This window comes from Acidimicrobiales bacterium, assembly GCA_036399815.1.
GTDB lineage: Bacteria > Actinomycetota > Acidimicrobiia > Acidimicrobiales > DASWMK01 > DASWMK01.
Window position 1 is genome coordinate 18,308 of record DASWMK010000160.1, and the last position, 19,767, is coordinate 38,074.

Below are 19,767 nucleotides of genomic sequence, written 5' to 3' on the forward strand. Positions count from 1 at the left end.
TCAGCCGGGCGGGACGCGGAGGACGACGACGGCGACGTCGTCGCTCGCCACCCCGTCCTGGGCCGACAGCACGTCGTGCACGACGGCGGCGGCCGTCGTGGCGGCGTCCTCCTCCCGGTGGGCGGCGAGCAGGTCGCGGAGCCGCTCCTCGCCGTAGAAGCGGCCGCGGCCGCCCGTCCTGGCCTCGGTCACCCCGTCGGTGAAGAACGTGACCGAGTCGCCGGGGACGAGGCGGACGGTCGTGTCGTGTAGCGACGGGCTGGCCAGCACGCCGAGCAGCGTGCCGGGCCGGCCGATGCGGTCCGGGCCGTGGGTCGGCGACGTCCGCAGCGGCAGCGGGTGGCCGCCGCTCGCCACCGTCAGCCGGCACCCGCGCTCGCCGGGCGCGCCCCGCACCCGCCCGTAGACGACCGTGCAGAACCGCTCGGGGGCCTGGCCGAGGAGGGCCGTGTTGAGCGCGGCGAGCACGTGCCGGGGTCGGCGGGCCCGCATGGCCGACGCCCTCACCGTGTGGCGGGCCAGCGCGGTGACCGCCGCCGCCCGCGCCCCCTTGCCGCACACGTCGCCGAGCACGACGGCCCAGTCGCCCCGGCCGGTCTCGAACACGTCGTAGAAGTCGCCGCCGACCTCGTCGCCCCGCCCGGCCGGGCGGTAGGCGGCACCCACGTCGAGGAACGGGATGACCGGCGGCGCCGGCGGGATCAGGCTCTCCTGGAGCGTCTCGGCCAGCAGCCGGGCCCTCGCCTCGGACGCCTCGGCCCGCCGGCGGGCGGCCAGCAGCTCGCGCTCGTAGGCCCGCCGGTCGGCGGCCTCGAACACGGCGGTGAGCACCACGCCGGCCTCGCCCTCGTCCCGCCGCACGGTGGCGCTGACGAGGGCCGGCAGGCGGCGCCCGTCGGCCGCAACGAACTCGACCGCGATCTCCCGCACCTCGCCCTGGAGGCGCAGCAGCGGGCCGTAGTGGGTCTCGTAGAAGATCCGGTCGCCGGGGGCGAGCAGCTGCTGGAAGCGCCGCCGCCCGACGAGGTCGGCGGCCCGGTGGCCGGTCCAGGAGAGGAAGCGGCGGTTGGCGGCGAGCACCGTCCCGTCGAGGGACGTGGTGAGGAACCCGCAGGGCGCGTCGTCCCAGGGGTCGATCACACGAACGAGCGGATGGCCGCCACGGTCTCCTCCGGCGCGCTCAGGTTCGGGCAGTGCCCGGTGGCGGCGAGGTGGACGAGCCGGCTGCCCGGGATCCGCTCGTGCACGTAGGCGCCGACGGCGTCGGGGGCGATGACGTCGTCGGAGCACTGGAGGACGAGGGTCGGCACCGTCACGGCGGCGAGGTCGTCCCGGTTGTCGGACAGGAACGTCACCCTGGCGAAGTGGCGGGCGATGGCCGGGTCCGTGCGGCAGAAGCTGTTGGTCAGCTCGGCGCCGAGCTCGGGGCGGTCGGGGTTGCCCATGATGACGGGGGCCATGGCGCTCGACCAGCCGAGGTAGTTGCTGTCGAGGGACTCCAGCAGGCCCTCGATGTCCTCGCTGGTGAAGCCGCCGGCGTAGCCCTCGTCGTCGACGTAGCGGGGCGACGGGCCGACGAGCACGAGGCGGTCGAAGCGGGCCGGCTCGGCGGCGGCGGCGAGGACGCCGATCATGGCGCTCACCGAGTGGCCCACGAACACCACCCGCTCGAGCTCCAGCTCGCGGCAGATCTCGAGCACGTCGTCGGCGTAGCCCCGCAGCGACGAGTACCGCTCCGGCGACCAGGCGGACAGGTCCGAGCCGCCGGACCCGACGTGGTCGAACAGGACGACCCGGAAGTCGTCCTCGAAGGCCGGGGCGACGAACCGCCACATCTGCTGGTCGCACCCGAACCCGTGGGCGAACAGCATCGGCTGCCCGTCCCGCCGGCCCGACACGCGCACGTTGTTCCGGTCGAGCACGCCCACGACCCGTCGAGGCTAGCGCCCGCCGGACGCGGTCAGGCGGGGAGGTAGAAGGTCAGCAGGTCGGCGGTGAGCGGCGGGAACAGGGCCGCCATCAGGTCGCGCTGCCGGCCGAGGTTGCAGTCCGGCAGGCGCTCCCCGAGGCCGGCGGCCCCGTACGGGCCGAGGACGAGCGGGGCGACGGCGTCGGGGGGCACGCCCGACCCGCCCGCCGCCACCGGGGCCTGGAGCGGCCCGCCCACGACCGGCTCGGACACGCCGTCGGGGCCGATCACGAACCGGAGGTGCGAGCGGTAGGTCGACAGGAGCACGTCGTGGCGGCGGTCGGCGAGGCCGGCGGCGGCCAGGCGGGCGTGGAGGACGGGCGCGAGGTGGGCGAGGAGGGCGGCCAGGTCGGCGACCCTGGCGTAGTACCACTCGGGCCGGCCGGCGGCCGGCGCCAGCAGGGGCTCGACGGCGTCGCCGCCGACCGTCCCGGGCCGCTCCTGCACGTGGACGTCGGCGTCGGTCGTCCGCCGGCAGGCGCCGACCAGGGCGAGGGCGGCGGCCGGGTCGCTCGCCGCCAGCTCGCCGACGACCACGCCCTCGGCCGGCGGCGTCGTGCGGGCCGTCGCCACCACCGCCCCGTCCCGCTCGGCCACCCACTGCTGGGTGCCGTCCCTGGCGACGAGCCAGCGCCAGCAGGGCGGGGAGTGGGGCATCGACAGGCGGAAGGGCCGCTGCTCGGCCGCCTGGAGGGCGTGCATGGCCGGGATGTCGGCCGCCGTGGCCGGCCGCACGGTGACGTCCGCCGGCCCGTCCGGCGTGGCCAGCAGGCGCCGCCAGTGGCCCATCGGGACCGTGTAGGCGTAGCCGAACTGCCGGTAGAAGAACGGGATCCCGATCATCACCTGGGCCAGGTGGCCCCGCCGGCGGGACCGCTCGTGGGCCCACCGCATGAGCGCCCGGACGAGGCCCCGGCCCTCGTAGGCGGGGTCGGTGGCGACGAGCTCCACCTGCCCGGCCGGGACGGCGACGCCGTCGAGGACGAGCGTCTCGTCGAGCAGGGTCACCGTCGACACGACCCGGTCGCCGTCGACCACGACCCCGACGGCCTCGGGCCCGGCGTCGGGGTCGGCGGCCACGAGCTCGAGGTCCACGCCGTCGGCCGGCTCGCCGCGCGCCGCGAGGAGCGCCGCCACCTGGCCGACGTCGGCCGGGGTCATGGCGCGCAGCACGAGGTCGTCGTCGAGGGTGGGCGCCACGGGCCGAGCGTCGCGCGAGCGGCCCGCCTCGCGAAATTCGATTGCCGGCCGGGCCCTGGCGTGCTGTCCTGTCGCCGCCGCCAGGGAGGCGGTCCGAGCGACCCGGGGGGAGGTGCCCGATGACGACGTCCGCCGTGGGCATCGCGTCGCGCCCCACCGGGGGTTCCGGCACCGCCTGACGCGGGCCAGGGCCCGGGCGCGACGCCGCCCCGACCGCCCGGCCCGTCTCCCTGGAGGACCACCCTTGTCCCGCGACCACCGTCGCGCCCGCCCTCGCCGGTCGGGCTCGTTCCGGTGCCGGCACTGCGGCCTCGACGTGCCGCTCGACGCCCCCGGCACCGCCCATCGCAACCACTGCCCCTCGTGCCTGTGGAGCCGCCACGTCGACGACGACACCCCGGGCGACCGGGACGCCGACTGCGGCTCGTCCATGGAGCCGATCGCCATCTCCGTCCGGGGGGACGGCGAGTGGGTCCTCGTCCACCGCTGCACCGGGTGCGACGAGGTCCACCTGAACCGGATCGCGGGGGACGACAACCCGCTCCTGCTCGTGCGGCTGGCCCTGCGCCCGCTGGCCCAGCCGCCGTTCCCGCTGGAGCGCCTGGCCATGCTCTGATCGGTCGAAACTGCTCACGAAGAGTGGTCGCCGACCGACGGTTGCTGCATGGCGGCCGATCGGCGGATGATCACGCTGCGGCGGGGCGGCCGGTGCGCCGGCTGCGGCCGCGCCATGGACGCGGGCACCCCGGCCTGGTGGGACCCGGACGCCCGCTCCACGACCTGCACGGCCTGCAAGCCGGCCGCCGGCCCGCTGGCGTCGATCCTGCCCTCGCCCGCGCCCGCTGCCACCGACGATGGCATCGAGGGCGGGCGGGGGACGCCGGGCGGGTCGGCCCAGCGCGAGTACGAGCGCCGGCGGGCCGACCGCGAGCAGCGGGTCAGGACGGCCCACCCGCACCTCGGCGGCATGCTCCTCGCCTTCACCGAGGAGCCGGCGACCACGACGGCCTGGGCGAAGGGGGCCGAGGGCGAGCGCAAGGTGGCGGCCCGCCTCGAGGGCCTCGGCCAGGCGGGGGTCGTCGTCCTCCACGACCGCCGGGTGCCGAGGAGCCGGTCCAACCTCGACCACCTGGCCGTCGGCCCGTCCGGCGTGTACGTGATCGACGCCAAGCGCTACGCCGGCCAGGTCGCCCGCCGGGACATCGGCGGCTGGTTCCGCCGCGACGTCCGCCTCTACGTCGGTCGCCGTGAGTGCTCGAAGGAGGTGGCCGCCGCCATCCGCCAGGCCGACGCCGTCAAGCGGGCGCTGGCCGCCCACCGCGACGTCGGGTCGGTGCCGGTCGTGCCCGTGCTGTGCTTCGTCGACGCCGAGTGGGGGCTGTTCGCCCGGCCCTTCGTGCTCGGCCAGGTGCACGTGGCCTGGCCGACGGCCACCGCCCAGCTCGTGGGCCGGCCCGGCCCGCTGGCGCCCGAGGCGGTCACCTCGCTGGCCGCCACCGTCGCCGCCGCCTTCCCCGCCTACGAGGACGCCGCCGGCTGACCGGCCGGCCGTCCCGGCGCGGTCGGTAGCGTCGGGACATGCGGATCATCGAGGCGTCGGAGCTGGAGGTGGTGCGCACCGGCGAGATCCCCGCCCACGTCGGCTGCATCATGGACGGCAACGGGCGGTGGGCCCTGATGCGGGACTGGTCCCGCACCCGCGGGCACGCGGCCGCCGAGGAGGCGGTGGCGTCCACCGTCGACGCCGCCCTCTACCTCGGCATCCCCTGGCTGTCCGTCTACGCCTTCTCCACCGAGAACTGGACGAGGGAGCCCGACGAGGTCGGCTTCCTGATGAGCTTCGACGAGTGGCTGCTGCGCAAGGAGCGCCGCGACGAGCTGATCGAGAAGGGCGTGCGCGTCCGGTTCCTCGGCCGCCTCGACGACCTCAAGATCCCCGACCGGTCCAAGGAGTGGCTGGTGGAGACCGAGGAGGTGACGCGCCACGGCGACCGGCTCCAGTTCTGCGTGGCCTTCAACTACGGCGGCCGGGCCGAGATCGTCGACGCCGTCCGCTCGGCGGTGGCCGACGGCCTGGCGCCCGACGAGGTGACCGAGGACGCCCTGCGCGTCCGGATGTACGCGCCGGACATGCCCGACCTCGACCTCGTGGTCCGCACGTCGGCCGAGCACCGCACGTCGAACTTCTTCCCGTGGCACGCGACGTACGCGGAGCTGGTGTTCACCGACACGCTGTGGCCCGACTTCCGGGCCTGGCACCTGTACTCGGCGGTCGCCGAGTACCAGACGCGGCGGCGTCGACGCGGAGCGGCGGTGGCCGAATCGCAGGCGGTCGGCGCCCACCACTACGGTGACCGCCGATGAACCTGGATGACCTGGCCAGGCTCCTGGCGGTGCCCGACCTCCGGGCGTGGCTGGGCGAGGTCGAGGCGGGGCTGGCGGAGGCCGTGGGCATCGACAACGGGATGCTCGTCGAGCCCGGGCTGCGCGTGCTGCAGGGCGGCGGGAAGCGGCTGCGGCCGGTGCTGGCCAGGGCGGCGGCGTCGCTCGGCGACCCGGGCCGCTGGGCGGACGACGTCGTGCGGGGCGCCGTGTCGGTCGAGCTCGTGCACGTCGGGTCACTGGTGCACGACGACATCATGGACCACGCCACCCAGCGCAGGGGCGTGCCGACCGTCAACGCCACCGAGGGCCTGAACACGGCCGTGCTGGTCGGCGACTTCCTGCTGGCGAGGGCCGGCGTCGAGGCCGCCCAGATCTCGAAGGAGGTCGCCCAGGTCCTGGCCCAGGCCATCTCCGACCTGTGCGACGGCCAGACGAGGGAGCTCCGCGACGTCGGCAACCTCGACCGCACCGCGGACGACCTGCTGCGGGCCGTGCGGGGCAAGACCGCCGCCCTGCTGCGGTCGTCGTGCCACATCGGCGCGCTGTCGGCCAGGGCGCCGGACGACGCGGTGAAGGCGCTCGTCACCTTCGGCGACGCCTTCGGTATGGCCTTCCAGATCGTCGACGACGTGCTCGACCTGGTGTCCACGCCCGACCTCATGGGCAAGCCGGTCGGCAACGACGTGCGCGAGGGCGTCTACACCCTGCCGGTGATCTTCGCCCTCCAGGGGCCGAACGGCGCCGCGCTGCGGGCCGAGCTGGCCGGCGCGGCGGGCGACGCCGCCCGCCTGGACGGCGTGATGGACGCCGTGCGCTCCGACGGCAACGTGGACCGAGCCCTCGACATCGCCAGGGAGTTCAACGAGGCGGCCACCGCCGCCCTGGCCGACCTGCCCGACACGCCGACCGTCGAGGGCCTGCGCCGCCTGCCCGGCGACTACCTCGACTGGGCCATCTCGGCCAAGGCCGCGCCCGCCCCGTCCCGCTAGGCCGGCGCCGGCACGTCGTCGTCGGCGTCCGCCGCGGCCGCCGCGTTCTGCCGGAGCACGCGGATCCTGGCCGTCACCGCGGCCAGCTGGGGCGCGAGGCGGGCGGCCGCGGCGGTGGCGCCGCCCGACTCGGCCTCGGCCAGGCGGGCGGTCAGGGCCCGGCGCCGGTCGGACGCGGCGCGCAGGCGGCGGGCCGCCTCCCGCCGCAGCCGGGGCGCCGCCCTCGACGGCAGCCACAGCGTGACCTCGGGCCGGCCCGGCGGGCGCCACGGCACCCCGGCCGGTGCCGCCCCCGGGTCGACGGCCAGCCGGGAGCAGGACCGCACCCAGGCCTCGCCGGCCACGGCCGCGGCCCGGCCGCCCAGCTCGACCGGCACCGGCGTCCCCGCCGGCACGCCGACCGCCCCCCGCAGCGCCTCGAGCTCCTCGACGGCCCCGATCGCCGCGCCGGCGGCTGCCGCGGTGATCGGGTCGGGCCGCCAGCCGTCGCCGTCGCCGCCGGCCGCGGCCCGCAGGTCGGCGGCCACGCCGGGCAGGACGGGCTCGGCCACCCGGGCGGCGGCGGCGACCACGGCGGGGTGGGCCGGCGCGCCCGCCCGCCGCCGGGTGGCGACGTAGCGGGCCAGCGGCCCGGTGGCGAACGCGTCGACGGCGGCCGCGGCGGCGGCCACCCGCACCTCGGCCAGCGCGGCCCGCACGTCTTCGACGGCGGCCTCGGCCCGGGCCGCGCACCAGTGGTCGAGCCCGTCGGCGGCGGCCCCGGCCGCCCCGCCCTCCCCGGCGGCGCCGGCGCCGAGCCCGGCCAGGTCGGCGAACGGGGCCCGGACCCTGGCCGCCCTGGCGAACAGCTCCGGCGCGGCCCGCAGGTCGTCGGCCTCGTGGCAGCCCGACAGCAGGGCCAGGCGCACGACGTCGGCGCCGTGCTCGGCGACGGCCGCGTCGACGGTCACCGTGTTGCCCCTCGACTTGCTCATCTTCTGCCCGTGGGCGTCGCGGACGAGGCCGTGGAAGTGGCAGGCGGCGACCGGGAACCGCCCGGTCAGCTCCCGGCCGAGGGCCAGCAGCCGCACGAACAGGAAGAACAGGATGTCCCGCCCCGAGGTCATGAGGTCGGCCGGGTAGCGGCGGGCCAGGGCCGCCTCGTCGGGCCAGCCGGCCGTCCCGAGCGGCCACAGCGACGAGCTGAACCACGTGTCGAACACGTCGGTCTCCGGCTCGGTCGGCGCGCCGCAGGCCGGGCACGGCCCGTCGCCGTCGACCGTGAACCCGTCGCACGCCCCGGCCGTGCACCGCCGGGCGGGGATCACCTGGCCCCAGGGGATCTGGCGGGAGACGCACCAGTCCTGCGCCTTCGCCAGCCAGTCGATCGCCTGGCGCCGCACCGGCTCGGGCGTGATCCGCACCTCGCCGGACCGCACGGCGTCGAGCACGGGCGCCACCAGCGGGCCCATCCGCACGAACCACTGCCGGCTGGCCTGCTCGACCACCTCGGTGCCGCAGCGCCCGCAGGTGAGGACGGGCACGGGCCGGACGGTCGTGCGCAGCCGCAGCCGCTCGACCGCCTCCCGGCGGCGCCGCTCCCGGTCCTCGGTCGACGCCGCCTCGACCGGCCCGGCGACGAACGCCGGGCGGGGGCCGTCGACGACCGGCAGGGGGTCGCCGCCGGCCGGCGCCGCCACCGTGGCCACACCGGCCGCCGCCGGGCCGCCGGGCAGGGCCAGCGCCACCGCGCCGTCGAGCCGCTCGGGCTCGGGCGTCTCGACGAGCACGAGCCGGGCGCCGACCCGCACGGGCACGACGGCGACCGGGCGGGGCGCCTCCCGCACCTCGCACTCCATGTCCGACAGGGCCGTGGCGCACGACGGGCACCGGTGGACGAGGCGGTGGCCCCGGTGGACGAGGCCGCGCTCGGCCAGAGTGCGGAAGGCCCAGTGGACGAGGTCCACGTAGCCGGGGTCGAGCGTGTACACCTCGAGGTTCCAGTCGCAGGCCAGCAGCAGCGAGCGGAACTGCCGGCCGATCACGTCCCGGTGGTGGGCGGCCCAGGCGGCCAGGCGCTCCTCGATCGGCCGGTCGGGCAGGAACGCCGTGTCGGCCCGCACCAGCGCGTACATGCCGATGCCGGCGTGGTCCACGCCCGGGACGAACACGGCCTCCCGGCCGGACTGGCGGACCGAGCGCACGACCGCGTCCTGCACGGTGGCCATCAGCGCGTGGCCGAGGTGGAGGTCGCCGGTGAGGTTCGGCGGGATGAGCGGCAGCACGAACGGCCGCCCGGTCACGGCCGGCCCTCCCCGAGGAGGCGGACGTGGGCCAGCAGCGGGACCAGGTGGCAGCCCCTGGCCACCTTGGCCTCGGGCGAGCCCATCGAGTAGCGGACCTCGCGGATGCCCCGGCCGATGGCCCACCCGACCGGCTCGTAGAAGAGCAGGTTGAAGTAGGCGAAGGTGCCCTCGGTGGCGTCGTAGTCGAAGCCGGCGGCCCGGGAGTACAGCACGCCGTCGTGCTCGTAGAACTGCGAGAAGGCGACCGGGCGGCCGTCCCGGCGGGCGACGAACATGCGCATGGCCGGCCCCACGTGGGCCCGCACGGCCGCGTACTGGGCCAGCAGGTCGTCGACGGTGACCGTGCTGCCGTGCTTGGCCCGCCAGCCGGCGTGCAGCGGGGCCAGGTCGTCGGTCAGCGCCTCCACGCCGCCGGCCTCGACCTCGATGCCGGACTCCCGGAACCGCCTGATCTCGTTGCGGAGCGTGTCCCTGCGCTTCTTCGGCCGGTCGGCGACGTAGGCGTCGAGGTCGTCCCACCGGAGCGTGAGGCGGGCGTCGGCGCCGACCTCGGCGGCCTCGTAGCCCCGCCCGGCGAGCGCCGCCTCGAGCACGGGGTCGGCGCCCTCCGGCGCGTACAGGAAGGCGGCGGCCGGCGCCCCGGCGTCGGCGGCGAAGGCCTCGGCCTCGTCGAGCGCCCGGTCGAGGGCGGCCGCCGCGGCGGCGCCGTCGAGCCCGTCCGCCCACCGGACGCCGGCCTCGAACCCCGGCGCCACCGACGTCACCACCGGGTAGCGGGGCGACGGGTGGCCGAGCGCCCGCCACGGGTCGTAGAGCCGGTAGGACGACGCCGTCTGGACGTGGACGGGGAACCCGGCGAGCGGACGGCCGCCGTCCCCCGCGGCCAGCGCCACCATCGGCCGATCGCTCACCGTCGACGACATGGCCGCCATCCAGCGCCCGTCCAGGTAGAAGCTGGGGGGCGGGCCGAGCGCGTCCCAGGCGGGCGCGGCGTCGGCCAGGTCGGCCACCACCTCAGGGCACCACCCAGACGTTGCGCTGGAACACGGCGACGTCCAGCTCGCTCGCCCAGAAGCCCCGCAGGAACTCCATGTGGGCCGGCACGGACGTGCCCACCTCGATCTCGAAGCCGACGGTGACCACGCCCCTCGCCGGCACCGTCACCTCGGCCACGCCCGGCCGCACGACCACGCCGTGGCGGTCGGCCTGGTAGAGGCGGAAGCCGGTGAACCCGCGCACGGCGCGGTCGAACGGGTTGCGGACGACCACCTGCTGGGCGGCCACCGTGCCCCGGCGCAGCACGGGATCGCCGGCCAGCTCGGGCCGGATCCCGCCCAGGGGCGCATCCCACACGTTCCCGCACGTCTGGCACAGCCCGAAGTCCCGGGCCACGGCCGGGTCGAACAGGTGGCGGATGGCCTTGCGGACGACCACGGCCCCGCAGTACGGGCACGTGCCGGCGGGGAGGTGCTCCTCGACCCGGAACGTCCCGTCGACCTCCGTGCACTGCTCCAGCCACACGAACGCGCCGGCGCCGATGCGGTCGAGCAGCGACGAGCACACGGCCTCGTCCATCCTCGCCAGCAGGTCGGTGGCCGCGGCGGCCCGCTCCTCCAGGTCGAGCACGGCGAGGGGCCGCCGCCGAGCCTCGGTCAGCTCCCTGGCGACGGCCGTCGACAGCGACCGCAGCTCCCGCTCCTGGTTGTCGAAGCGGGGCGACGTGCCCCGGAGCAGGCGGCGGTAGGGGGCGGAGCGGGCCGCGCCGACCAGCGCGGCGACCGCGTCGGACGACGGCGTGCCCGAGCCGACGACGAACGACAGCCGGTCGGCGACGAGGCGCCGCCAGCCGAACACGAGCAGCCGCGCCGAGCCGTCGGGCTCGGGGGCGAGCGCGGCGTAGACGTCCCGCCACGCCTCCCGGTCGCCGTCGGGCCGGACCCAGACCTCGTCGGTGACGTTCAGGAGCACCACCTCCAGCACCGGCGTGTCGACGGCCGTCGCCGTCACCCGCCAGCCGTCGCCCTCCCGGTCCACGACCACGTCGGCCGACCCGTCCACCCCCGGGTAGGGCGCCCACCCGCCCTCGCCGAGGACGAGGTAGTCCGGGCTCTCGGGGCCGGTGAACGGCAGCGTGTTGTTGACCAGGCGGACGGCCTCGCCGAGCGTCCGGCCCGTCCGCAGCAGCTGGTGGAGCAGGACCTGCTCCTCGGTGTGGCCGAACCGGGTGCGGCGGCTGGCGACGACGGCGTTGCACCGGCCCTCCAGCGCGCTGAACGCGATCGTGAACTCCGGGGCGAACGACCCGCCGCCGAGGCGCAGCACGTTGCAGCCGTGCACGAGCATGACCTTGGCCCCGAGCCGGCGGACGGGGAGCACCTCGCCGTCCTTCACGCACCGGCCGTCGGTGGCGCAGGCCGGCAGCGGGCCGGCCGACGGCGTGTCGGCGTCGACCGAGCGGCCGCACAGGGCGTCGCCGCCCACGTGGAACAGGTCCTCGCGGCTGTGGCCGGACAGCACGAGCAGGTCGGCGTCCCCGGCCAGCTCCAGGTGGGCGGCGGTGGCCTCCTCGCGGGACAGGTAGGTGACGTCGGGGTCGACCTCGTGGCCGGGCTGCTCGCCGGTGAACAGCCAGGTCGCGTCGCGGACGGGCACGCCGTCGTAGAGCTGGTGGCGGGCCACCACCCGGCTCAGCACCTCGACCGTGCGGGCGGCGAGGAACGACAGCGGCCGCGAGCACAGGTCGACCTCGCCGACCCTCGGCAGCCCGACCCGGAACGACCGGGCCCGGAGCAGCCCGTGCACGAGCGGCAGGTCGAGCTCGGGCAGGGGGACGGCGACGGTCACGTCGTCGACGTCGCAGTCCACCGCCTCGACCAGCTCCTCGGGCGTGTCGAACCACAGGAACGGGCGGCCCGTCAGCCCGGCGTGGAGGATCGCCGGGACGGCCCAGCGGGGGTCGCCCCACCCGGCGACGAGGCCGGCGTCGCGCGGGAGCTTCAGCACCTCGGTCAGCAGCTCGGCCCGGCGGTTCGGCCGGCGGGCGGCCAGCTGCTCCATGCAGAGGTCGACGTCGGCGGCGAGGCTGGCCGGCGCCTCGGTGCTCGGCCAGGCGGCCGTGAGGTACCAGCGCATCGGCGGGACGACGTCCCTCGGCGCGTGCCAGCGGTACCAGAGCACCTGGAAGCGGTGGAACTCCTCGGTCGAGAACAGGTCGCCGTCGGCCACGTGGCGGTGCACGGGCTCGGACGGGAAGCCGACGTCGGGCAGGCGGGAGCCGAACGGCCGGAGGAACGGCACCCAGCGCCCCTCCCGGTAGCGGACGGCGACGGCGACGAGCGCGGCGTAGTCGCCCGGCGTCTCGGCCTCGAGGCCCAGCACGTGGCGGGCCTCGTCGTCGTCAGCGAGCAGCGGCCCGAGATCGATGACGGTCACCGTCGGCCTCCTCGTCGGTCGGTTCGGATCGGGGGCGCCGGGTGGCGGCGGCCACGCCCAGGGCCAGCAGGGCGACGACCGCGAACACGGCGTACAGGTGGCGCAGGTCGCCGGACCCGTCGAGCCGCCCGGCGAGGGACACGCCGAAGAACGAGCCGGCCCCCTCGCCGACGGCCATGGCCACGGCGGTCAGGGCGAAGCCGATCAGCCGCAGCTCCCGGGGCACGGACGCGGCCACCATGGCGTCGACGGACGGCACCAGCACCATCTCGCCCAGGGTCCACAGCGCCACTGCCGGGTAGGCGGCCTGCCACTCGGGCACGGCCCACAGCAGGGCGAACCCGGCGGCGTAGAGCACGTAGCCGGCCGGGATCAGCTGGCGGTGCCCGAGCCCGCGCCGCAGCGACAGGCGGCTCACCGGGACCTGGAGGCAGATCACGATCACGGCGTTGGCGGCGAAGAACGTGCCCAGCAGGTCGGGCGTGCCGAGCAGGTCCTTCGTGACGACGGGCAGGGTGGCGAACAGCTGGGAGTACAGGAAGAAGCCCATGGCGAGGAGCAGCGCCGCGTCCCGCAGCTCGCGGTTGGCGACGCTGGCCCGCAGCCCGGCCAGCCAGGTCACGTCGCCCGACCGCCGCCAGGCCGTCGCCGGCTGGCGCAGCGAGAGCAGCCCGGCGGCGGCCGAGGTCGCCGCGGCCATGAGGAACACGTGGCGCGGGCTCGTGTGGAAGAACAGCAGGTTCCCGAGCCACGGGCCGACGGCCGCGGCCACGTTCAGGCCGGTGTTGATCGAGGCGTAGCGCAGCAGCGCGCCGTCGCTGCCGGCCCGGCCCTCGGCGGCCAGCGCCTTGACGATCAGCGAGTTCGTGCCGTACCCGGCGCCGATCACCGGCAGCAGCACGAGCAGGGGGAGCGGGCCCGACGTGGCGGCCAGCCCCAGGTAGCCGGCGGCGGTGAGGGCGACGGAGGTGAGCAGCGCCGTCCTGGCCGGCAGGCGGTCGAGCACCGGGGCGAGGAAGAACCGGGTCAGGCGGAAGGCCAGCGACGCGAACAGCAGCAGCGACGCCGCCTGCCCGGACGGCAGCCCGAGCACGTCGAGCAGGTACAGCGACAGGGTGGCGACGACGGCCCACTGGCCGACGTTGGCGACCGTCCACTCGGCCAGGAGCGCGGCGAAGGAGGGGCCCGCGCCCGCGCCCGCGGGGGTGGCGCGGGCGTCCGCGCTCAGCCCACCTCCTGCGCCGCGTACCAGTCCGCGTTGACGCGGATGTAGTCCTTCCAGCGCTCCGGCACCTTGCGGTCCTCGTAGATGGCCTCGACCGGGCAGGCCGACGTGCACGCCGCGCAGTCCACGCACACGACCGGGTCGATGTAGAGCTGCGGGTCGTCCTCGCCGCCCTGGATGCAGTCGACCGGGCAGACGTCGACGCAGGACCCGTCCTTGCAGCCGACGCAGGGCTCGGTGATCACGTACGGCATGACCCCTCCTCAGCCGTTCACCACGCCCACCCAGACGGTGCCGTCTCGCACCTCCGCCGGGTGGGTGCGGAGGTCGGCGCACGACGGGACGGTGACCCGGGCGCCGGTGCGGACGTCGAAGCGGACGCCGTGCCACGGGCACCGCACGAGGCCGCCCTCGAGGCGGCCCTCGAGGAGGGGCGCGCCGAGGTGGGTGCAGGTGGCGGCGACGGCGAACACGTCGTCGCCGAGCCGGCACAGCAGGAGCTGGTGCCGGCCGGCGGTGGCGGCGACCATGCCGTGGTCGGGCAGGTCGTCGAGGGCGGCGACCGGGACGAAGGCGACGGTGTCGAGGTCGGCGTCGACCGTGCCGTCGGCGGCGGCCGCTCCTTGGGGCACCGCGCTCACCGAGCCAGGCGGGCCCGCTCGCCCGCCAGGTCGGCGCCGTCGCGATCCTCGTAGAACGTCAGCTTCGAGCCGTACGTCGGGTCGAGCTCCACGCCGAGCCCGTACGCCGTCTCGAAGATGGCCTTGAGCCACCAGCTGTAGGCGATCACGACCCGGAGCTCGGCCGGGGTGAAGGCCCGGTGGTCGTCGTGGGTGGCCCGGTTCAGCCGGAAGTCGGCGAGGCCCTTGAACGTCCGCACCTCGCCGCCCACCGGCAGCTCGAGCACGAGCGGCGCCCGGGTCACGAAGCGGACGCCGTTGGCCTTGTGGCCGTTGTGGTGGCCGTCCTCCATCACCGCGAGGTCGGGGTGCTGGAAGGCCTGGGCCTCCATCCGCTCCTCGCGGCGGGGGCTGTAGTTCCTCACCCGGCAGACGACGTTGTACCGCATGCGCTGCGCGATGGCGTTGCGGATCTGCGGGTCGGTGAGCCGGATGCGCCGGGCCTTCGGGTCGAACCCCGGGCGGATGGCCGTGTAGGAGAGCACGTCGGACAGCTCGATCCGCCAGGGCTCGTCCATGTGGGGGCCGCGGGCGCAGGTGACGATGGCGTAGTCGCCGTCGAGCCGCTCGTCCCGCACGCCGTACTCGGCCAGGCCGACCATGGCCTCGGCCGGGTTGACCCCGGCGGCGACCAGCGCCTCGGTGAAGGCCGAGAACCGGGCCCGGTGGTCGCCGGCGTCGGGGAAGGGCACGCCGGTGTGGTCGGCGAGGAAGGCGGCGAGGCCGGCGGGCACGTCGTCGCCCGGCACCTCCGCCTTCGGCAGGAACCACTCCCGGCGCTCCCAGGTGGCGCCGTCGATGCGCACGCACCGCACGTGGGCCCGCTCCACCGCCTCGCGCAGGCGGGGCAGCGCCCTCGCCAGCGCGAACAGCGACTCGGGCCTGGGCAGGCCGGGCTGGCCGCTCAGCTCGGCGTACCGGTCGAACTTGGCCGTGAAGAACTCGGTGAGGAGGCCGAAGCTCAGGTCGGACTGGTTCAGCTCGCTGACCGCGATCCTGCTCTCCTCCCAGAGCCACAGGGTCGTGAGCAGCACGAGGTGCTCGTAGGGCCAGACCGCCGGCTCCACGCCGCGGCAGGCGTCGATGGCCGCCACGTCCCCCGCGTTGTCGAAGCTGTGCTCGCCGACGTAGAGCTGGAGCGGACGGGGGATGACCACCCGTTCCTCCAGCAGGTCGAGCAGGGCCTCCCGCTCCCGGTCGCTCAGCGCCCCCCACTCGTCGAGTGCTTCCGCGCTCGCCAGGCGGGGCGCGTCCACCATCGCCATGCCATCCCCCCTCACCGGCCGGCGACGCCGGCCATCGCCCACCTGGGGGCGGCCACCGCGGCGAACACGTCGTCCCAGAACCGGACGTGGTCGACGATCTCGGTGCTCGCCGCCTCGTACAGGACGTTGGGGTCGACCGACCGCGTCCTGGTCAGCGCCTCCCACAGCGCCTCGAAGTGCTCGGCCTCGAGGTCCTCGTGCAGGTCGAAGAAGTCGAGGCCGGCCGTCACCCCGTAGTGGCCCGACAGGGCGTCGACGATCAGCCGGTTCCTGGCGGGGGCGACGAGCTCGCGCCCGGCCAGGGCGGCGAGGGCCTCCTCGCCGGTGCGCGCCGGGTCGAGGTAGCGGGTGGGGAACGACCGGCAGTAGGCGTCGGTGACGGCGAGGGGGCGGACGGCGTCGGCGTCGACGCCGAGCGCCTCGAGGAACGTGCGGCACATGGCGTGGTGGTCGCCGGCGATCTCCTGGTCGATGTGCTCGGTCAGCTCGCTCAGGATGTAGGCGGTGTCGACCCCGGTCCCGAACGCCGGACTGCGCACGATGCAGACCCCGAACCACCGATGGAAGCCGTTCCGCCACAGGTAGTACTGGCCGAACACCCCGCGGACCCGCTCGAGGTCGTGGTCGCCGGCCCGCAACCCGGCGAAGAACGTGCTGGCCTGCAGCGATCGGTCCGCCACGGCGGCGAGCTCCCCGACGACGGCCATGCCCTGTCGTTCCGCCATGTGCCCTCCGATTTCCCTCATCCCCCACGGCGTTGGGACTCAGTATACGAAAGAATCCCTTCGGGGACGAGGATCTTATTTCGTGCGGTTCGGGGACGCGATTGAAGATGGCCGGCCGGGACCTATTGTCCCTACGTCCGCACCGCCCCCTGGATTGCACCCCCTGCGCAACGTTCTGACCTGCACACCTTGCGCAATGTTCTTGGGCTGGCCGGGAACTCGCGCGCCGGTGGAGCGCCGGCGACGGGTTCCCGTCGTCACCGTGCCGGGTGGGGGACTCGAACCCCCACGGGCTTCATAACCCATCCGCAAAGGCGGACGCGTCTTCCCTTCCGCCACCCCGGCCACTGGACGATATTCCTCAGATTCCTCGCTGCCAAGACCCAAATCACGTCGCCTCGTACACTCCTGACGTGTTCAGTGTGGCGCCGATCCCGGCCGCGGAGCTCGACGCCGTGCTCGACCCGGCGGGCACGGGCCGGATGCTCCCGGCGGCCGCCTACCTCGACCCGGCCGTGCTCGAGTGGGAGCGGGCCCACCTCTTCGCGGCGACGTGGGCGTGCGCCGGCCGGGCGGCCGGCCTCGTGGCCCCCGGCGCCCGCCGGGCCGTCCGGGTCGCCGGCCGAGCGCTGCTGCTCGTGCGGGGCGGCGACGGGCGCCTGCGGGCCTTCCACAACGTCTGCCGCCACCGGGGCTCTGAGCTGCTGGCCTGCGGCGCGACGGTGGCCAGGGGCCCGATCTCCTGCCCGTACCACGCCTGGGCCTACGACCCCGAGGGCCGGCTGCGCTCGACCCCCCGGTTCCGGCCGCCGGCCGGCTTCGACCCGGCCGACCACGGCCTCGTGCCCGTCCGGGCCGAGGAGTGGCACGGCTGGGCGATGGTCGACCTGTCGGGCGGGGCCCCGCCGCTCGCCGACCACGTGGGCGACCTCGACGGGCTGGTGGCCCCGTACGGTTGCGCCGGGCTGACCGTCGTCGCCGCCCACGAGTACGTGGTCGCCGCCAACTGGAAGCTCCCGGTCGAGAACTTCCACGAGTGCTACCACTGCCCGTCGATCCACCCCGAGCTGTGCCGGGTGAGCCCGCCGGCGAGCGGTGCCAACCTCGACCGCCCCGGCCGGTGGTTCGGCGGGACGATGGCCCTCGCCGACGGGGTCGAGACGATGTCGCTCGACGGCCGCAGCGGCGGGGAGCCGCTGCCCGGCCTCGGCGAGCGCGAGCGGCGGACGGTGCTGTACGTCCAGCTGTTCCCGAACCTGCTGCTCAGCGTCCACCCGGACTACGTGATGAGCCACCGGCTGGAGCCGCTGGCGGCGGGCACGACGGCGGTCGAGTGCGAGTGGCTGGTCGCCCCGGCCACCGCCGCCCGCCCCGGCTTCGACCCGGCCTGGGCCGTCGACTTCTGGGACCTCACCAACCGGCAGGACTGGGCCGCCTGCGAGGGCGTGCAGCGGGGGGTGGCGTCGCCCGGCTACCGGCCGGGCCCGTTCTCCGAGGCCGAGGACGCCGTCGCCGGGTTCGTCCGCCTCGTCGCCCGCGCCTACCGCGACGGCGGGCTGGCGCCGCCGGCCGGGTCGACGACGTAGCGGCCGCCGGCCGTGAAGCCGGCGACGGCCGCGCCGGCGGCGAGCGCGTCGCCGAGGGCGGCCCGCACGGCCAGCCGCCACGCCCGCCGGCGCGGCGCGTCCAGCCCGTCGAGGTCGCGGGGGAGGCCGACGAGGCGCAGCCCCGTGCCCGCCGGGGCGGCGGCGGCGACCGGCCCGTCGTCGGGGCCGGGGTCGAGCACGACCGCCGCGCCGGCGTCGAGCAGGGCGGCGTCGTCGGGCGCGGCGAACCGGCCGGCGGCGGCGGCCACCGCGGCGGCCGAGCCGACCTCCCAGCGGACCTCGATGCGGTCGGTGAGGTCGCCGGCGTTGAAGGCGTCGTCCATCGGCCCGTAGTGGTCGGGGTGGAGGGCGACGGCCGAGGCGCCCAGCTTCACGAGGTTGAACCGGGCGTTGGCCCGCCGCAGCGGGTCGAACGTCCAGGCCACCACCGGGACGCCCCTGGCCATCGCCCAGGCCCGCTGGTGCAGCTTCACCGCCCGGCCGACCCCGCCACCCCGCCGGCCGCCGGTGACGGCGGTGACGTGGGAGTGGAGCAGGGCCTCGCCCCGGCGCGACCCGAGGAAGCCGATGCTGGCGGCCACGACCTCGCCGCCGGCCGTCGCCACCGCCACGTAGCCGCCGGCGTCGACGACGGCGACGGCCAGCTCCGTCGGCACGCACACCCTGGCCCAGGTGGCGTCGACCAGCCGGCAGGCCGCCCGCACGCCGTCGATGTCGCCGACCTCGGCCACGACGACCCCGACGGCGTCCGCCGCCCGCCGGGCCGCATCCCCGGCCTCCGCGGCGTCGGCGGGCGGGGCGTGGGGGTGGCCCATGCGTCCCCGTCTAGCAGGGTGCCGGGGCGCGATGCTCCGGGGCATGGACCAACCGGTGAGGTTCCGGTGCTCGGCGTGCGGGCACGAGCAGGCGCCCGACCCGGTGGACTGGCGGTGCCCGGTCTGCGGCGGGGTGTGGGACCTGGCCCCGTTCCCGGTCTCGTTCCCGGTCGACGCCCTGCGGTCCCGGCCGAGGTCGGTGTGGCGCTGGGCCGAGGCCCTGCCCGTGCCGGCCCACGTGACGATGGGCGAGGGCGGCACCCCGCTCGTCCCCCTCGGCGGCTGGGGCCCGCTCGTGAAGGTCGAGTACGCCATGCCCACCCTGTCGTTCAAGGACCGGGGCGCGGCCGTGCTCGTGTCGGCCATGGCCCACGCCGGCGTCGGCGGGGTGGTGGTCGACAGCAGCGGCAACGCCGGCACGGCCATGGCCGCGTACGCGGCGCGGGCGGCGCTGCGCTGCGACGTGTTCGTCCCGGCCACGACGTCGCCGGCCAAGCTGGCCCAGGCCGAGGCCCACGGAGCGACCGTCCACCGGGTCGACGGCACGCGGGAGGACGTGGCCGCCGCCGCCCAGGCCGCCGTGGCCGAGGGGCTCGGCGCGTACGCCAGCCACGTCTACGACCCCCGGTTCCTCCACGGGACCAAGACGATCGCCTACGAGGTGTGGGAGGCGCTCGGGTCGGTGCCCGACGTGGTCGTCCTCCCGGTGGGCAACGGCACCCTCGTGCTCGGGGCGGCCATCGGGTTCGCCGACCTGGTCGACGCCGGGCTGGCCGAGCGGGTGCCGAGGATCGTCGCCGTGCAGGCCGCCGGGTGCGCGCCGATCGCCGAGGCCTTCGCCGCGGGGCGGGACGACGTGCCCGCGGTGGTCGGCCAGCCGACCGCGGCCGAGGGCATCGCCATCGCCGCGCCGCCGCGGGGCGCGCAGGTGCTGGCCGCGGTGCGGGCGACGGGCGGGGAGGTGGTGACCGTCGGCGAGGCCGACGTGGTCGCCGCCCGCCGGGAGCTGGCCGCCAGCGGCTTCTACGTCGAGCCGACGGCCGCCGCGCCGTTCGCCGGGTGGGCCAGGCACGTGCAGGACCGCTCCGCCGTCGTCCCCCTCTGCGGGGCCGGCATCAAGGCACCCGGCTAGGGCACGGCGGCGACGGCCCGGCGGAGGGCGGCGCCGACGTCGGCGACCCGCACGTGGG

Annotated in this window: 18 protein-coding genes and 1 tRNA gene; 6 read left to right on the forward strand and 13 right to left on the reverse strand. The window is 76.3% G+C overall.

Features of this window, described 5'->3' with window-relative positions:
- The 3 genes from VGB14_11500 to VGB14_11510 are packed head-to-tail and all read right to left on the reverse strand — an operon-like array spanning position 1 to position 3,169.
- Positions 1-1,140, reverse strand: coding sequence for a SpoIIE family protein phosphatase (locus VGB14_11500; GenBank protein HEX9993542.1), 1,140 nt, complete (start codon positions 1,138-1,140; stop codon positions 1-3).
- Complete coding sequence (locus VGB14_11505; GenBank protein HEX9993543.1) at positions 1,137-1,928, reverse strand: alpha/beta hydrolase; 792 nt, start codon at positions 1,926-1,928, stop codon at positions 1,137-1,139. The genes VGB14_11500 and VGB14_11505 overlap by 4 nt, the downstream gene beginning before the upstream one ends.
- Positions 1,929-1,960: 32 nt before the next feature.
- Positions 1,961-3,169, reverse strand: a complete 1,209-nt coding sequence (locus tag VGB14_11510) for a GNAT family N-acetyltransferase (protein ID HEX9993544.1) — start codon at positions 3,167-3,169, stop codon at positions 1,961-1,963.
- Between the two features lie 244 nt (positions 3,170-3,413).
- Between VGB14_11510 and VGB14_11515 the strand changes: the two genes are divergently transcribed.
- From VGB14_11515 to VGB14_11530, 4 genes are read left to right on the forward strand one after another with little or no spacing between them, the layout of a single operon-like run.
- Positions 3,414-3,785: an RNHCP domain-containing protein gene (locus tag VGB14_11515; protein HEX9993545.1), complete on the forward strand. Its 372-nt coding sequence runs from the start codon at positions 3,414-3,416 to the stop codon at positions 3,783-3,785.
- A gap of 48 nt (positions 3,786-3,833) precedes the next feature.
- A complete protein-coding gene (locus tag VGB14_11520; protein ID HEX9993546.1) occupies positions 3,834-4,709 on the forward strand; it encodes a nuclease-related domain-containing protein in 876 nt (291 codons plus the stop codon).
- A 38-nt stretch (positions 4,710-4,747) separates the two neighbouring features.
- On the forward strand, positions 4,748-5,533 hold the full coding sequence (gene uppS, locus VGB14_11525; GenBank protein ID HEX9993547.1) for a polyprenyl diphosphate synthase: 786 nt from the start codon (positions 4,748-4,750) through the stop codon (positions 5,531-5,533).
- Complete coding sequence (locus tag VGB14_11530) at positions 5,530-6,543, forward strand: polyprenyl synthetase family protein (protein ID HEX9993548.1); 1,014 nt, start codon at positions 5,530-5,532, stop codon at positions 6,541-6,543. The genes uppS and VGB14_11530 overlap by 4 nt, the downstream gene beginning before the upstream one ends.
- Here VGB14_11530 and VGB14_11535 read toward each other — a convergent pair.
- The 9 genes from VGB14_11535 to VGB14_11575 all read right to left on the reverse strand — a co-directional run bounded on the left by VGB14_11535 (position 6,540) and on the right by VGB14_11575 (position 16,500).
- Positions 6,540-8,825 carry a class I tRNA ligase family protein gene (locus VGB14_11535; GenBank protein HEX9993549.1) on the reverse strand — a complete coding sequence of 762 codons (2,286 nt, stop codon included), beginning with the start codon at positions 8,823-8,825 and terminating at the stop codon, positions 6,540-6,542. The genes VGB14_11530 and VGB14_11535 overlap by 4 nt on opposite strands.
- Entirely contained in the window at positions 8,822-9,838 is a 1,017-nt protein-coding gene (locus VGB14_11540) for a GNAT family N-acetyltransferase (protein HEX9993550.1), read from the reverse strand. Before VGB14_11540 ends, VGB14_11535 begins: the two co-directional genes overlap by 4 nt.
- A 4-nt stretch (positions 9,839-9,842) precedes the next feature.
- Entirely contained in the window at positions 9,843-12,260 is a 2,418-nt protein-coding gene (locus tag VGB14_11545) for a hypothetical protein (GenBank protein ID HEX9993551.1), read from the reverse strand.
- Positions 12,226-13,599 (reverse strand): MFS transporter, encoded by a 1,374-nt coding sequence (locus tag VGB14_11550; GenBank protein HEX9993552.1) that lies wholly within the window; start codon positions 13,597-13,599, stop codon positions 12,226-12,228. Before VGB14_11550 ends, VGB14_11545 begins: the two co-directional genes overlap by 35 nt.
- Positions 13,485-13,739 (reverse strand): 4Fe-4S dicluster domain-containing protein, encoded by a 255-nt coding sequence (locus VGB14_11555; protein ID HEX9993553.1) that lies wholly within the window; start codon positions 13,737-13,739, stop codon positions 13,485-13,487. Before VGB14_11555 ends, VGB14_11550 begins: the two co-directional genes overlap by 115 nt.
- Before the next feature lie 9 nt (positions 13,740-13,748).
- The gene (locus VGB14_11560; protein HEX9993554.1) at positions 13,749-14,126 is read right to left on the reverse strand and encodes a non-heme iron oxygenase ferredoxin subunit; all 378 of its coding nucleotides are present in this window, start codon (positions 14,124-14,126) and stop codon (positions 13,749-13,751) included.
- Positions 14,123-15,430 (reverse strand): hypothetical protein, encoded by a 1,308-nt coding sequence (locus tag VGB14_11565; protein ID HEX9993555.1) that lies wholly within the window; start codon positions 15,428-15,430, stop codon positions 14,123-14,125. The genes VGB14_11560 and VGB14_11565 overlap by 4 nt, the downstream gene beginning before the upstream one ends.
- 11 nt (positions 15,431-15,441) lie before the next feature.
- The gene (locus VGB14_11570; protein ID HEX9993556.1) at positions 15,442-16,155 is read right to left on the reverse strand and encodes an iron-containing redox enzyme family protein; all 714 of its coding nucleotides are present in this window, start codon (positions 16,153-16,155) and stop codon (positions 15,442-15,444) included.
- 263 nt (positions 16,156-16,418) lie between these two features.
- Positions 16,419-16,500: transfer RNA gene (locus VGB14_11575), tRNA-OTHER, on the reverse strand.
- Positions 16,501-16,568: 68 nt separating this feature from the next.
- On the opposite strand from VGB14_11575, the gene VGB14_11580 reads away from it, so the two are divergent.
- Positions 16,569-17,741, forward strand: coding sequence for an aromatic ring-hydroxylating dioxygenase subunit alpha (locus tag VGB14_11580; protein ID HEX9993557.1), 1,173 nt, complete (start codon positions 16,569-16,571; stop codon positions 17,739-17,741).
- On the opposite strand, the gene VGB14_11585 is transcribed toward VGB14_11580, so the two are convergent.
- Positions 17,696-18,577 (reverse strand): hypothetical protein, encoded by an 882-nt coding sequence (locus VGB14_11585; GenBank protein HEX9993558.1) that lies wholly within the window; start codon positions 18,575-18,577, stop codon positions 17,696-17,698. The two genes, VGB14_11580 and VGB14_11585, sit on opposite strands and share 46 nt — an antisense overlap.
- A 43-nt stretch (positions 18,578-18,620) precedes the next feature.
- Between VGB14_11585 and VGB14_11590 the strand changes: the two genes are divergently transcribed.
- A complete protein-coding gene (locus VGB14_11590) occupies positions 18,621-19,709 on the forward strand; it encodes a pyridoxal-phosphate dependent enzyme (GenBank protein HEX9993559.1) in 1,089 nt (362 codons plus the stop codon).
- Positions 19,710-19,767 lie beyond the last annotated feature (58 nt).